This is a genomic window from Vannielia sp. SX4, assembly GCF_052828525.1.
Window position 1 is genome coordinate 436666 of sequence record NZ_CM128247.1, and the last position, 13493, is coordinate 450158.

A 13493-nucleotide genomic window follows, 5' to 3' on the forward strand; every position below is an offset into this window, starting at 1 on the left:
CCACCGAACTCTCGCTCGGCGGTTTTTCGTTTCCGATCAATCGGTTGAAGTGGTGAGCCGTGCAGGATTCGAACCTGCGACCCACTGATTAAAAGTCAGTTGCTCTACCAACTGAGCTAACGGCCCACTTGAGGCCCGCTCTCTAGGGAATCCCCAAAGAAGGGTCAAGCGGGAATCTTGCATCCCGGACTGGAAAGCGTATCACCCGCGCTGTATATGCCCGCCCATGCGCAGTCAGACCCCTCCCTCCGGCTTGCCCTTCATGAAAATGCACGGGCTTGGCAATGACTTCGTGGTGCTCGATCACCGCGCGGGGGGAGCTGCTGTAACACCCGATCTGGCCATGGCTCTGGCCGACCGTCATCGAGGCGTTGGCTTCGATCAGCTCGCGGTGATCACTGACACAGGTGAGAGCGACGGCCACCTTACCTTCTGGAACGCCGATGGCTCGCCCTCGGCAACCTGTGGCAACGCTACCCGCTGCATTGCGCAGTACCTGATGGCCGAGAAGGGCGTGACCCATGTCACCCTCTCCACGGCCAACGGCAACCACCTCGCCCGCGATCTGGGCGGCATCGTCAGTGTCAACATGGGCCCGCCAAGTCTGGAGTGGCAGCAGATCCCGCTGGCCCGCGAGATGGGCACGCTGGAGCTGCCACTGCCCGGCACCCCCACGGCCACCTCAATGGGCAACCCACACTGCACCTTCTTCGTCGAGGATGCCGAAGCGGTGGACCTTGCCACCGAGGGCCCGCGCTTCGAGCATGATCCGCTCTTCCCTCAGCGCACCAACGTCCAGTTTGCCTCACTGATTGGGCCTGACCGGCTGCGGATGCGGGTTTGGGAGCGGGGTACGGGCATTACCCTTGCCTCCGGTTCCTCCTCCTGCGCCACCGCCGTCGCAGCGGCCCGGCGCGGCATCACTGGCCGCGCGGTCGAGATTGTTCTAGACGGCGGCACGCTCCAGATCGACTGGAACGATCAGGGCGTCTGGATGACCGGCCCCACAGCCCATGTCTTCGATGGCGTCTGGCATGGTTGACGCCCCGATCTTCTCCACCCACGGCTGCCGCCTCAACGCCTATGAGACAAAGGCAATGCGCGAGCTGGCGGCAGAGGCCGGGCTGCACGGCGCGGTGATCGTCAACACCTGCGCCGTCACCTCCGAGGCGGTGCGCAAGGCCCGGCAGGATATTCGGAAGCTGCGCCGAGACAATCCCGACGCAAAGCTCATTGTCACCGGCTGCGCCGCCCAGACCGCGCCGGAAACCTTCGCCGAGATGGCCGAGGTCGACCATGTCATCGGCAACACCGAGAAGATGCAGCCCGAGACCTGGGCCGGTCTTGCGCCCAACTTTATCGGCGACACCGAGCGCGTGCAGGTCAACGACATCATGTCGGTGACAGAAACGGCGGGTCACCTGATCGACGGTTTCGGCCGCCACCGCGCCTACGTGCAGGTTCAGAACGGCTGTGACCACCGCTGCACCTTCTGCATCATCCCCTTCGGCCGCGGCAATTCGCGCTCGGTGCCTGCGGGCGTGGTGGTCGAGCAGATCAAGCGGCTCGTCGGCAAAGGCTTCAACGAAGTAGTCCTCACCGGCGTCGACCTCACCTCCTGGGGCGCCGACCTGCCCGCACAGCCCAAGCTGGGCGACCTCGTTATGCGCATCCTCAAGCTGGTCCCCGACCTGCCTCGCCTGCGGATCAGCTCGATCGACTCGATCGAGGTCGATGAGAACCTCATGCAGGCCATCGCCACTGAGCCGCGACTCATGCCCCACCTCCACCTGTCGCTCCAGCACGGCGCCGACTTGATCCTTAAGCGAATGAAGCGCCGCCACCTTCGAGACGACGCAATCCGCTTCACCGAAGATGCTATCAAGCTGCGCCCTGAGATGACCTTCGGCGCCGATATCATCGCCGGCTTCCCCACCGAGACCGAGGCTCACTTTGAGGATTCGCTTCGTCTGGTGGAAGACTGCAACCTGACTTGGCTTCACGTCTTCCCCTATTCCCCCCGCCCAGGCACGCCCGCTGCCAAAATGCCAGCGGTTCCCGGCCCGGAAATCAAATCCCGTGCCGCCCGCCTCCGTGCAGCCGGTGAACATGCCATCGCACGCCACCTCGCCGCGCAGCGCGGCCGGACCCATACCGTGCTAACTGAGTCCTCTCGTATGGGGCGTACGGAGCAGTTTGCAGAGGTGCAGTTCTCCAGTGATCAGCCTGAAGGCGCCCTCGTCTCGGCTACAATCACTGGTAGCGAAGGCCCGCGTCTTACGGCTGCTTGAGCCCCACCATCTTAACTCTTTGAGCGCCGGAGCGCACGCTATCGCGGTGCTGCAGCACGGGTAAGGCGGTCGTTGATTGCGAGACCGAGACCGTTGTTTGGAATCGGCGCGACGGCGATCACTGAGCCGGGCTGAGTGTCGAGCGCATGCAGCATCGCAAAAAGATTGGCCGCAGCTTCGCGGAGATCGCCACCCAGCGAAAGGTTGGCGCTGGCCTGCGGGTAACCCGGCCCGAAAGCTAGAAACAGCGCATCTTCAGCCGGCTTAGTGACGTTCAGCACCACCTGCTTGCCCGGCGCGTAATGGGAGGAAAGCTGGCCGGGCGCGTTTGGAGGGGTGTCGTTGGTCGGCGCTTCGTGGTTCAGGGGCGCGCCAAGCGCAGCTTCGAGCGCCTCCACCGGCAGACCGCCGGGCCGCAACAGGCGCGGGGTGGGACCGGAGCAATCGACGATAGTACTTTCAACGCCCACCTCCGCAGGTCCACCATCCAGCACTGCAGCGATGCGGCCTGCAAGGCTTTCTGCCACATGGTCTGCGGTGCTGGGAGAAATCTTGCCCGAAGGGTTTGCAGACGGAGCGGCGAGCGGGCCATCGAAAGCTGTAAGCAGCGCGTGAGCCAGCGGCAACGCCGGAACACGGAGTGCGACGGTGCCTAGTCCGGCGGTGACGAGCGACGAAAGGCCCGATTCAGCACGCAACGGTACCACCAGCGTTAGCGGACCTGGCCAGAATGTTTGCGCCAGTTCCAAAGCCGCGCCCTCGATCACGCCCACCTCTGCAGCAGCCTCCAAAGACGCCAGATGTGAGATCAGCGGGTTGAACCGAGGCCGTCCCTTGGCCTCGAAAATCGCGGCCACCGCCTCGCCATTTCGAGCATCTGCGGCAAGGCCATAAACCGTCTCCGTCGGGATCGCCACAAGCTCACCAGCGCGCAATAGCGCAACCGCGCGTGTCAGCCCTGATTCGCCTTCCAGCCGTTCGGTCATTGGGGCTCCCTCGTGACGCCGCGTTCTTGCGCCCTTTCGCTTGGGGGCGGGTGCCAACTCTCTTATGCTGCCGCGAACGGCCCCTCAAGGCCGACCGAGGAGGATTTGCCGATGCCCTATACCGCACCCACAGATGAATTTCGCTTTCTGCTCAACCACGTGGTTGGCTACGGGCAGGTGACCGAGACCGAGCGCTTCGCCGAAGCGGGCGGAGAGATGGTCGATGCCATCCTGACCGAGGCAGGCAGGCTCTGCACCGAGGTTCTTGGGCCGCTCCAGCGCAATGGTGATCTGCACCCAGCAGTCTTAGAAAATGGCGTAGTCCGCACCTCGCCCGGCTTCGCCGAAGGCTACAAGGCCATCGCCGAGGGCGGCTGGATCGGCATCAGCGCAGACCCGGAGCATGGCGGCATGGGCTTGCCGATCGCGCTGATGGAATCAGTGAATGAAATGATGAACGGCGCCTGCCTCTCACTTGCGCTGAACCCGTTGCTGACCCAGGGCCAGATCGAGGCGTTGGAGCATCATGCCTCTGATCAACTCAAGGCCACCTACCTGCCCAAGCTCATCAGCGGCGAGTGGCAAGGTACCATGAACCTGACCGAGCCACAGGCCGGAACGGACGTTGGGGCGCTCCGCACCAAGGCAGAGCCGAATGGGGATGGCAGTTACAGCATCACCGGGCAGAAGATCTACATCAGCTGGGGCGACGCGGATTTTGCCGAGAACGTCTGCCATCTCGTGCTTGCTCGTCTGCCTGATGGCGTGCCGGGCACCAAGGGCATAAGCCTGTTCATGGTGCCCCGAAACATCCCCAAAGACGACGGTACGCCGGGCGAGCGGAACAGCCTGCGGGTAGTGTCGCTAGAGCACAAGATGGGCCTTCACGGCTCTCCCACGGCGGTGATGGAGTACGATGGCGCCACCGGCTGGCTGGTGGGCCGAGAGCATGGTGGCATGGCCGCAATGTTCACTATGATGAATAACGCCCGCCTCGGTGTGGGCATCCAGGGCATCGGCGTGGCCGAGGCAGCCACGCAAGCCGCCGTCGCTTATGCTGCTGACCGCAAGCAGGGCAAGGTCGGTGGCTCGGGCTCCATCATCGAGTTCCCCGATGTGCGGCGGATGCTGATGACCATGAAGGCCGAGACCCAAGCGGCACGCGCCATCGCGCTGGCCAATGCCGTAGCGCTCGACATGGCCAACGCCACGGGGGATGCGGGCTGGGCAGCCCGCGCTGCGCTCTACACCCCCATCTCCAAAGCCTACGGTACCGATGTGGGCTGCGAGGTGGCAGCGATGGGCATCCAAGTGCATGGCGGCATGGGCTTCATCGAAGAGACCGGTGCGGCGCAGTTCTACCGGGATGTTCGAGTCACCACGATTTACGAGGGCACCAACGGCATTCAGGCGCTTGACCTCGTGGGCCGCAAGCTGATGGACGGCGGCGAAGCTGCGCTGACGGTGATCTCGGAGATCGAAGATGCTGCCGAAGAGGCACGAGGGCAGTTTCCGCGGCTGGCTGATGCGGTGTGGAACGCCGCCGAGGTGCAGCGCGAGTTGACCGAGGCCTTGCTTGGCATGGACATGGACGCCCGGGGCGCCGTGGCTGTGGCCTACCTGCGGGCATTCGCCCGCGTGCTCGGGGCCCACTATCATTTGCTCGCAGCCCGCGCCGAAGGCGACAAGGGGCCGCGTTATGGGCTCGCCCAGTTCTACATCACCCGGCTCCTGTCACAGCATGCAGGTCTCGCCGAAGAGGTCCGTATGGGCGGCGAGGGGATGGATGCCCTTTCCAACGAGGAACTCGCGGGCTAGCTCAGGGGCATGGACGCTCAGCCCCTCACTTTCCCATGGGAAAGCCCGCCTGCGCCCGGTGACGCCGTCGAGGTGGCGCCGGGCATCCTGTGGTTTCGCCTGCCGCTGCCGATGGCGCTGGATCACGTGAACCTCTATGCGCTCGACGAAGGCGATAGCTGGACGCTGATTGACAGCGGTATGGCGTGGAAGAAGGCGCGGGTGCAGCTTGAGGCGGTGCTGAGCGGGCCGCTGCGCGGCAAGCCGGTGCGCCGGGTGGTGTTGACCCACCACCATCCCGACCACATCGGCCTTGCTGGCTGGCTCGCCGAGCAGGGTGCTGAGATCGTGGCGACGCGGGTCGCATGGCTCACCGCCCGGATGCTCCAACTCGATGAGCAGGATCGCCCCGTGGAAGCCCAGAAGCTGTTCTGGCGGCGGGCCGGGATGAGCCCGGACATCTATGCACGGCGCTGCGTCGAGCGGCCCTTCAACTTTGCCGACATGACCGTTCCGCTGCCGCTCGGGTTCACCAGAATCGCGGAGGGCGATGCCATCACATTAGGCGGGCGCAGCTGGCGCGTCAGGCTCGGTCAGGGCCACGCGCCGGATCATGCCACCTTCTGGTGTGAGGATGACTCGCTTGTGCTGGGAGGTGATCAGCTGTTGCCGTCGATCTCGCCCAACCTTGGTGTCTACCCGACCGAGCCGGAGGCGGATCCAGTGGGCGAGTGGCTGGAGAGCTGCGAGCGCCTCTTGGCCTACGCCCGCGACGATCAACTCGTGCTGCCCGGCCACAAACTGCCCTTTACCGGCCTTCCGGCGCGTTTGGTGCAGATGGCCGACAACCACCATGCCGCCCTTGACCGGGTGTTGGAGCACCTCGCTGCGACACCCGGCACTGCCCACGATTGCTTCGAGCCCATCTTCGGCCGAAAGATTGAGGGCGATGCCTACGGTCTGGCGCTCGTCGAAGCAGTGGGCCATCTGAATCATCTCTACGTCACCGGAAAGGTTAGCCGTGAGGTTGGGCCCGGTGATGCATACGTTTTCCGGGTGGTCTGAGCCATGAACGACGATATTCGCACGGTTGCTGAAGCTCATGAGGAAGCCGCCCTTTTGCGGTCCCGGGCCATTCACGCCGACCCGGACGCCCCGGCGACCGCAGAACAGAAGCCGTTACCGGAGGCCATGTGTGCGCGGCCCGCGGAGGAGAAGTCGCCTGCCGAATGGGCCTATGAGCGGCTGATTCTCTATATTCAGAATTTCGAGGAACAACTCGACCCCGATGAAGAGATTGCTATGGGCATGACGGATGGTGGAGCAGGGTTGCTGCGCATCGAAGGGATTGGCTTCTTCGCCCCCGATATCGTCAGCTTCTATGGTCGAGACATGGAGGGCGGGCGAATGCAGCTTGTACAGCACGTGACCCAGCTCAATGTCACGCTCCGAGCGCTGCCGAAGCCCAAGGGCGAGGTCGAGGCTCAGCGCATCGGTTTCAGGCTCGCGAAAGGTCTGGAATAGGCCCTGAACGGCTCTGTACTTGCAGCGGGGTAACTATTTTACGATCGGGACAACCGACCTACGGTATGATCCTTTGCAGCAGACCGCTATGAAGCGCCGGGTTGGCGGCCAAGGTTCCGGCGGTAAGGCGGCTGGGCGTGTTGAACTGTAGCCGTGCACCATGCCGGTCAGTGACCATGCCGCCAGCCTCCTCCACGATCAGCGCCCCAGCGGCGATGTCCCATTCCCAGGTATCCCGAAACGTGACCATCGCGTCGTAACGACCCTCTCCGACTAGAGCGAGCCGATAGGCCAGCGAGGGGCGGTAGTGGCGGGTGTGGCGCGGTGTGCCGTTGGGCCAATAGTGATCGGCGAGGTTGGGTTTGGCGGTGACGATTGTCACATCATCTGGCCCTGGGACGGCGGTGACGTGCAGGGGCTTGCCGTTGCGAGTGGCGCCGCCTCCGGCAGACGCAGCATAGGTCACCTTCTTGGCAGGCATTGCGACCACTGCAGCAATCACATGGCCCGCCTCGGCAATGGCGATGGAGTGCGCCCAACTCACCTCGCCGGCTGTAAACGAGCGTGTGCCGTCGATCGGATCGATGATGAAGCAGCGTTCAGCGGAGAGCCGTGCGACATCATCCGCGGTCTCCTCCGAGAGCCAGCCGTAGTCGGGCCGGGCCCCCATCAGCTTGCCGCGCAGCATGGCATCGACAGCGAGGTCTGCCTCGGTCACCGGCCCGGCGCCATCGCCCTTGTCCCAAACGCGGTGTTCGGCGCGGAAGTATCGCATGGCGATGTCGCCGGCCATCGCCGCTGCCTCGGTCAGCAGCGCAAGGTCACTCGCCGCATCATGCCCCGGCAAGGGTGAGCCCTTCGACCAACAGAGATGGGATGCGATGGGATTTGTGTGCCTTGGCATCATTCGCCGGCGTCAGGCTGGCCAGCATGTCCAGAAGATTGCCAGCGATGGTGCACTCGTGAACGGGGTAGGCGATTTCACCGTTCTCAACCCAGAAGCCTGAAGCGCCGCGCGAGTAGTCGCCGGTGTTGGGGTTGATCGTGGAGCCAATGAGCGATGTCACCAGCAGGCCGGTACCCATGCTCGAGAGCAGTTCGTCGCGGCTGGCGCTTCCAGGCGTCAAAGTGACATTGCTGACCGAGGGCGAGGGTGGCGCTGAGGTGCCGCGCGCGGCATTGGCGGTGCTCTCCAGCCCCAGTTTTCGGGCGGACGCAAGATCAAGCACCCAGCGAGCGAGCCGTCCATTCTCGACGATGGCGGAGGCACGCGTGGCCAGCCCCTCGCCATCAAACGGCCGGGAGCCGGATATGCGGACGCGGTGCGGATCCTCGGTGAGAGAGAGCGCTTCGGGCAACACTGCTTCTCCCACCTTGCCGATCAGCCAAGATGATCCGCGAGCAATTGCTGCGCCATTCGCGGCCGACAGAAGGTGACCGATGATCGAGGTGGCAGCACGCTCGTCGTAGAGCACAGGGAAGCGGCCGGAAGGCGGCTTTCGGGCCCCGGAACGCGCTGCAGCACGCTCACCGGCGAGAGCGCCGACTTCGGCAGGCGTGGGAAGGTCACCGTGATAGATACGGTGCTCGTAGCAATGGTCGCGGTCCATCGCCGTCCCGGTGCCGGTGATAGCGGACGCCGAAAGCATGTGCCCGGTGCGCATGTAACCGCCAGAAAACCCGTTGGACGCCGCGAGGTGGATGCGTGTGCGCCCGAAGCCCGCCGAGGTGCTTTCAACCTGTGTCACGCCCGAGACGCCAGCTGCGGCGGCCTCACAGGCCAGCGCGGCCTCTTGCAGGGCAGTGGCCTCAGGCTCCGTGCCGACGTCGGCGAGATCGAGTGCGGCAACATCCCAACCCTTCGCCAGTTGCGAAGGGTCAGCGAGGCCGCAGTGCGGATCTTCCGGGGCCAGCCGGGCCATGGCAACGGCCCGCTCGGCCATGGTGGCCATCGTCTCTGCGCGCAGGTCTGAGCCCGATACGCAAGCCTGCCGCTTTCCCACGAGTACCCTCAGGCCAATCTCGGTGCCTTCTGACCGCTCTGCCTGTTCCAAAGCGCCTGCGCGCGTGTCGATGGAGAGCGACGTGGAGGCGACAGCCATGGCGTCTGCGGCTTCGGCGCCAGCGCTACGGGCGGCGGAGAGCAGCGCCTCTGTCAGGCTTTCGAGGCTGGGAGCATCTGTCATTTCGGTCCTTCCGGCATGGCTCTGCCGACCTGAGCTAGCTTCCGGGTAGGCGCGGTGCAAGCCCGGAGGGATGAAAACCGCCGAGGCTACGCGCCAAGTCAATCCGCTGGAGCACCGTTGGTGAGCATCTGAGCGGAACAGAAAACCCCCGCTGCGCACTGCGCAGCGGGGGCGTTATACTTGCCTCGATGCCGCTTACTGGAGAGGGATCGGGATGCCGTTGGCCGAAACTGTGCCGTCAGGAGAGACACCGATCTCGGTGGTCAGCACATCCGGCCCATCACCGGGGCGGAAGAACATGCCCGACATCATCTTGACGCCATTGGCCTGATCAGCCGGCACGAAGCCCATGGTCACGAGGTTGTCCAGCAGCCCGTTGGCACCCGAGAGGCGGGCGCGCAGCGTGCCATCGGGGGCAGGCATGCCGCCGAAGGTCATCAGGTCGGAATTGTCGAAGGTGAAGGTTCCGTCGGCAGTCAGCTCCGCACCGGCTACATTGAGCTTCACATCCGAGATGTTCAGCGAGTGCAGTTCACCCGGCATGCCCTGCGGGTTGGCCAGCGCCTCTTCGTCGAGAATGTCGATCAGCCAGTTGCCGGTGCCCGCGAGGTTGAAGGTGAGCGTGGCCGGATCGCGCGGCAGCACGGTGCCCGGGTCGAACATGTTCCAGATACCGTCAGCGATGATCACATCGTTCAGACCGACGGCCAGCATGTAGGGTTTGGGCTCGGTGGATTGGGCCAGCGGAAAAATCACGTTGAACGAGGTTTCCCCCATGCCGAGGGAAACTTCCGGCAGCGGAATATCCGAGCCGGACATGGTGACATCGAAGCCGGTGTAGTTGACCGCGTAGAGCACCTGCTCGGCGTTCAGCGTGACCGAGCCGGAGCCGCCGTCCATCTTCCCGGAAACCGCAAAATTATCGCTGCCATCGACACCCTCCACCGCAAAGGTGGTGGCCCCGACGGTGGTGCTGCCCTGCATTGAAGCGCCAGCCTTCAGCATTGCTGGAAGCTGCTCGGGGTCCATGAAGAACATTTGGCCCTGACCAGTCGAGCTGGAGGCGATGTCGGCCATGGTGATCGAGCCCTTGCCACTGCCGCCGCCCTCAGGATCACGGCCCTCGAAGTCGATTTGAAGGGTCTCGGCGGTGAACTGAGACGCAATGCCCTCACCAGCCTTGGTGTAGGTGCCAGCCGAGTTGCCGATTGTGCCGGTGAAGGTGAGCGGGACCGCTTCACCGTCCACCTTCATGTCACTGATGCCGAATGTCATCGAGGGCGCGGCATAGGTGAATGCCACGCCGTCATCGGCGTCGGCGGCCGACATATCGAGGTTGTCCATCGCAAAATTGATGTTCAGCTCGACCTTCTCGCCGTACTCCGGCGCGACGGACATCATCAACTGGAACTCGGGCGGGATCGCGATGGCAACAGTGCCATCACCGTTTTCGGTCATGGTCACATCGCCAAGGGTGCCGGAAATGGTCATCTCCTCCATCTCCATCGAGACGGCCACGTTGGAAGCGGTGAGCACACCCCCCGACATGGAGGTGTCCGCAGCGGTCACCTGTTCGCCATACTCGGCGGCCATACCGACCCAGGCTTCCCAAGCCTCTTCGGCGGTGAGCGACCATGCGGCGGGGCTGGCGGCGCAAAGTGCGGCGGCCGCAGCAGACAGGCGGAGGAATGGTTTCATTGGAGAATGTCCTTTCGGGCAGAAATGAAGTGGCGGCATCCTCCCGTGGGGCGCGGGCGGGGTCAAGGGCAGGAAAGACCGAACCGGGTGGACGAAAGGCACCTTTCCGTTATCTCTGGGACAAAACTGAATGAGGAGGGTGCGCCATGGAGATGAGCGGCAAAGTTGTTATGATCACCGGTGCAAGCCGGGGGATCGGGGCGGAGGCTGCGCGTGCCTTTGCAGGTGCTGGCGCAAAGGTCGCACTGCTGGCCAGGAGTGAGGAAGCCGTGGCCGATCTGGCAGGGGAACTGGGCGCCGAGGTCGCGCTCGCAATCCCCTGCGATGTGAGCCGATTCTGGGAGATGGAGGCCGCGGTGGCAGCCACGGTTGAGGCCTTCGGGCGGCTCGACGTGTTGGTGAACAACGCGGGCATGCTGGAGCCGATCGCGCATCTGGCTGAAGCCGATCCAGATGCATGGGGGCAAGTGATCGACGTAAACCTGAAGGGCGTCTTCAACGGTATGCGCGCGGCCTTGCCGGTGATGCTGGAGCAGGGCGGCGGCACCATCCTGACCGTGGGCTCGGGCGCGGCACATGGCCCGGTGGAGGCATGGTCGGCTTACTGCGCCTCCAAGGCCGGTGCGCTCATGCTGACTCGGATGGTCGACAAGGAAAACGGCGCGCAGGGCATTCGTGCGATCTCGCTCTCTCCGGGCACCGTGGCCACGCAGATGCAGCGCGACATCAAGGCAAGCGGTATCAATCCGGTGAGCCAGCTCGATTGGTCCGACCATATTGCGCCGGACTGGCCTGCTAAGGCGCTGCTCTGGATGTGCACGGCGGAGGCTGATGACTTCAAAGGTGCGGAAGTGTCGCTGCGCGACGAGGAGATTCGCCGCAAGGTGGGGCTGTTATGATCCGCGTCTCCGATGAAGGCGGGCTGCGGACGATCACCATCGCCCGCCCCGACAAGGCCAACTCCCTGACCTCGGAAATGCTCGAAGCTCTGATCGAGGCCGTGGAGGAGGCACCGGGTGGTGCCCTCATTTTCACGGGCGAAGGCACGGTCTTCTCCGCCGGGGCTGATCTGGATGAGGCCAAGGCGGGCTTGGCGACCTCTCCGCTCTGGGAGCGTCTCTCCCATGCCGTGGCCGAGAGCGATGCGCTGACGGTGACTGCGCTGAATGGAACGCTGGCGGGCGGCGCCTTTGGCATGGTGTTGGCCTGCGACCTGAGGATCGCAGTGCCGGGGGCGAAGTTCTTCTATCCCGTCATGCAACTCGGCTATCTGCCCCAACCGTCCGATCCGGCGCGGCTGACCGCGTTGGTGGGCCGTGGCCGGGCGCGGATGATTTTGCTGGCGGCGCAAAAAGTCGCAGCGGATGAGGCCGTGGCCTGGGGGTTGGTGGATCGGCTGGTCGAGCCCGAGTCGCTGATTGGCGAAGCAGCAGCGCTCTGCGAGGCGGCCATCGCAGCCGAGCCCAAGACGCGCGCAGGCATCAAGGCGATGTGCCGAGGCGTAACGGTGCCCGGCGTCATCTCCGCCGACGCGGACCTGCCGTCTTAGGGTTGAACTCGGGTGGGCGTTTGGCCACCCATGTGATGAAAGCGGCTAGACGCGGATGGGCGCGCAAGGCCTCGGGTGTTGCATAGTCGCGAGCGAGTTCTGTCTCCGTCAGCGTGGCGTGAATCTCCTTGTGGCAAATGTGGTGTAGCAGCACCGTTTCACCGCCCTTCCCGCCCCGCAGACGCGGGATCAGGTGGTGTCGGCTTTGCGGCACGCCGGGCGGGATTGGCCGGTGGCACAGCGGGCAGATGGGCGGTGGATCGTCCATGAGGCATAGATGGGCCGGGAGGCTGGCGTGACAACGGATGCATTGGTGATCGGAGGCGGCCCGGCCGGGCTTGCTGCGGCGGAAGTTCTGGTGGCGGATGGCAAGAGCGTGCTGTTGGCAGAGGCCAAGCCCTCGGTTGGCCGCAAGCTTCTTATGGCGGGGAAGTCGGGACTGAACCTGACCAAGGAGGAAGCGGACTTTGTGGCGGCTTATGGCACCGACTGGCTTGCACCGATGCTCAAGGCTTTTGGACCAGCGGACGTGCGTGCATGGGCAGAGGAGCTGGGGCAGCCGACCTTCGTGGGCTCGACTGGGCGGGTTTTTCCCAAAGCGATGAAAGCGTCGCCGCTGCTACGCGCCTGGATGGGGCGCCTGTCGCGCGTAGAGGTGCGGACCCGTTGGCGCTGGTGTGGATGGGAGGACCGGGCAGCGCTTTTCGACACGCCGGAGGGCATGCAGCGCATAAAGCCCGGAGTAACGATTCTCGCACTGGGCGGAGCAAGCTGGTCAAGACTTGGCTCGGACGGCGCATGGGCAGAGTTGCTGGCAGCCGAGGGCATTGAGCTTGCCCCGTTTCGGCCAGCGAACGTGGGGTTCGAAGTAACATGGTCGCACCACATGGCGCCGCATTTTGGTAGCCCTGTGAAGGGCGCGCGGCTGACAGCCGGAGCGGCGCAGAGCCGAGGTGAGTTCGTCGTTTCAGAGCGTGGGCTCGAAGGCGGCGGGATCTACGAGGTCTCAGCCGCAATGCGGGATGGTGCGCCGCTGTTGCTCGATCTGCTGCCAGATATGACCACCGAGTATGTCGCCGCGCAGCTGGCCAAAGGCGGCAAGGAGAGCATCGGCAACCGCCTGCGCAAACGCCTTGGTCTGAGTTCTGTCGCGCGGGGCTTGGTTATGGAATTCGGGCGGCCTCTGCCGGAGGGCGCGGCTTTGGCCACTCTGCTCAAGGCCTTGCCCATTCGCCACAATGGCCCACGCCCGCTCGATGAAGCGATTTCGGTCGCCGGAGGCGTGACCCGCGCGGCGGTGGACGACGGTCTGATGCTACGGGCCAAGCCGGGCGTTTTCGTTGCCGGTGAAATGCTCGATTGGGAGGCCCCCACAGGTGGCTATTTGCTCACCGCTTGCCTCGCAACGGGGCGCTGGGCGGGGCGACATGCGCTGCAATACCTCGGATAGATTCAAGATTTT

At 64.3% G+C, this 13493-nt stretch carries 13 protein-coding genes and 1 tRNA gene; 8 read left to right on the forward strand and 6 right to left on the reverse strand.

From position 1 onward, the window contains the following. Window positions 1–50: 50 nt before the first annotated feature. Window positions 51–126, reverse strand: a tRNA-Lys gene (locus ACUXVX_RS02210). Window positions 127–262: 136 nt separating this feature from the next. On the opposite strand from ACUXVX_RS02210, the gene dapF reads away from it, so the two are divergent. Next, the gene (dapF, locus tag ACUXVX_RS02215) at window positions 263–1042 is read left to right on the forward strand and encodes a diaminopimelate epimerase (RefSeq protein WP_446310184.1); all 780 of its coding nucleotides are present in this window, start codon (window positions 263–265) and stop codon (window positions 1040–1042) included. Next, window positions 1035–2291 (forward strand): tRNA (N(6)-L-threonylcarbamoyladenosine(37)-C(2))-methylthiotransferase MtaB, encoded by a 1257-nt coding sequence (mtaB, locus tag ACUXVX_RS02220; RefSeq protein WP_446310185.1) that lies wholly within the window; start codon window positions 1035–1037, stop codon window positions 2289–2291. Before dapF ends, mtaB begins: the two co-directional genes overlap by 8 nt. 38 nt (window positions 2292–2329) lie before the next feature. Here the strand turns inward: mtaB and ACUXVX_RS02225 are convergent, their stop codons facing one another. After that, window positions 2330–3277 carry an L-threonylcarbamoyladenylate synthase gene (locus ACUXVX_RS02225; protein WP_446310186.1) on the reverse strand — a complete coding sequence of 316 codons (948 nt, stop codon included), beginning with the start codon at window positions 3275–3277 and terminating at the stop codon, window positions 2330–2332. 111 nt (window positions 3278–3388) lie between these two features. Between ACUXVX_RS02225 and ACUXVX_RS02230 the strand changes: the two genes are divergently transcribed. The 3 genes from ACUXVX_RS02230 to ACUXVX_RS02240 are packed head-to-tail and all read left to right on the forward strand — an operon-like array spanning window position 3389 to window position 6598. Continuing rightward, window positions 3389–5095 (forward strand): acyl-CoA dehydrogenase, encoded by a 1707-nt coding sequence (locus ACUXVX_RS02230; protein ID WP_446310187.1) that lies wholly within the window; start codon window positions 3389–3391, stop codon window positions 5093–5095. A 9-nt stretch (window positions 5096–5104) separates the two neighbouring features. Beyond that, a complete protein-coding gene (locus ACUXVX_RS02235; protein ID WP_446310188.1) occupies window positions 5105–6139 on the forward strand; it encodes an MBL fold metallo-hydrolase in 1035 nt (344 codons plus the stop codon). Between the two features lie 3 nt (window positions 6140–6142). Further along, window positions 6143–6598 (forward strand): DUF6173 family protein, encoded by a 456-nt coding sequence (locus tag ACUXVX_RS02240; RefSeq protein WP_446310189.1) that lies wholly within the window; start codon window positions 6143–6145, stop codon window positions 6596–6598. Between the two features lie 58 nt (window positions 6599–6656). On the opposite strand, the gene ACUXVX_RS02245 is transcribed toward ACUXVX_RS02240, so the two are convergent. The 3 genes from ACUXVX_RS02245 to ACUXVX_RS02255 form a co-directional block, all read right to left on the reverse strand. Next, entirely contained in the window at window positions 6657–7445 is a 789-nt protein-coding gene (locus tag ACUXVX_RS02245) for a 3'(2'),5'-bisphosphate nucleotidase CysQ (RefSeq protein WP_446310190.1), read from the reverse strand. Then, the gene (locus tag ACUXVX_RS02250; protein WP_446310191.1) at window positions 7432–8784 is read right to left on the reverse strand and encodes a TldD/PmbA family protein; all 1353 of its coding nucleotides are present in this window, start codon (window positions 8782–8784) and stop codon (window positions 7432–7434) included. The genes ACUXVX_RS02245 and ACUXVX_RS02250 overlap by 14 nt, the downstream gene beginning before the upstream one ends. A 195-nt stretch (window positions 8785–8979) precedes the next feature. Then, complete coding sequence (locus ACUXVX_RS02255) at window positions 8980–10482, reverse strand: DUF2125 domain-containing protein (RefSeq protein WP_446310192.1); 1503 nt, start codon at window positions 10480–10482, stop codon at window positions 8980–8982. A 146-nt stretch (window positions 10483–10628) separates the two neighbouring features. Between ACUXVX_RS02255 and ACUXVX_RS02260 the strand changes: the two genes are divergently transcribed. Both ACUXVX_RS02260 and ACUXVX_RS02265 read left to right on the forward strand, forming a co-directional pair. Then, window positions 10629–11381, forward strand: coding sequence for an SDR family oxidoreductase (locus tag ACUXVX_RS02260; RefSeq protein WP_446310193.1), 753 nt, complete (start codon window positions 10629–10631; stop codon window positions 11379–11381). Continuing rightward, the gene (locus ACUXVX_RS02265; RefSeq protein WP_446310194.1) at window positions 11378–12031 is read left to right on the forward strand and encodes an enoyl-CoA hydratase/isomerase family protein; all 654 of its coding nucleotides are present in this window, start codon (window positions 11378–11380) and stop codon (window positions 12029–12031) included. The genes ACUXVX_RS02260 and ACUXVX_RS02265 overlap by 4 nt, the downstream gene beginning before the upstream one ends. Here the strand turns inward: ACUXVX_RS02265 and ACUXVX_RS02270 are convergent. Next, the gene (locus tag ACUXVX_RS02270) at window positions 12000–12299 is read right to left on the reverse strand and encodes an HNH endonuclease (RefSeq protein WP_446310195.1); all 300 of its coding nucleotides are present in this window, start codon (window positions 12297–12299) and stop codon (window positions 12000–12002) included. The genes ACUXVX_RS02265 and ACUXVX_RS02270 overlap by 32 nt on opposite strands. 9 nt (window positions 12300–12308) lie before the next feature. Here ACUXVX_RS02270 and ACUXVX_RS02275 point away from each other — a divergent pair, with 9 nt between their 5' ends. Beyond that, a complete protein-coding gene (locus ACUXVX_RS02275) occupies window positions 12309–13481 on the forward strand; it encodes a TIGR03862 family flavoprotein (RefSeq protein WP_446310196.1) in 1173 nt (390 codons plus the stop codon). Window positions 13482–13493 lie beyond the last annotated feature (12 nt).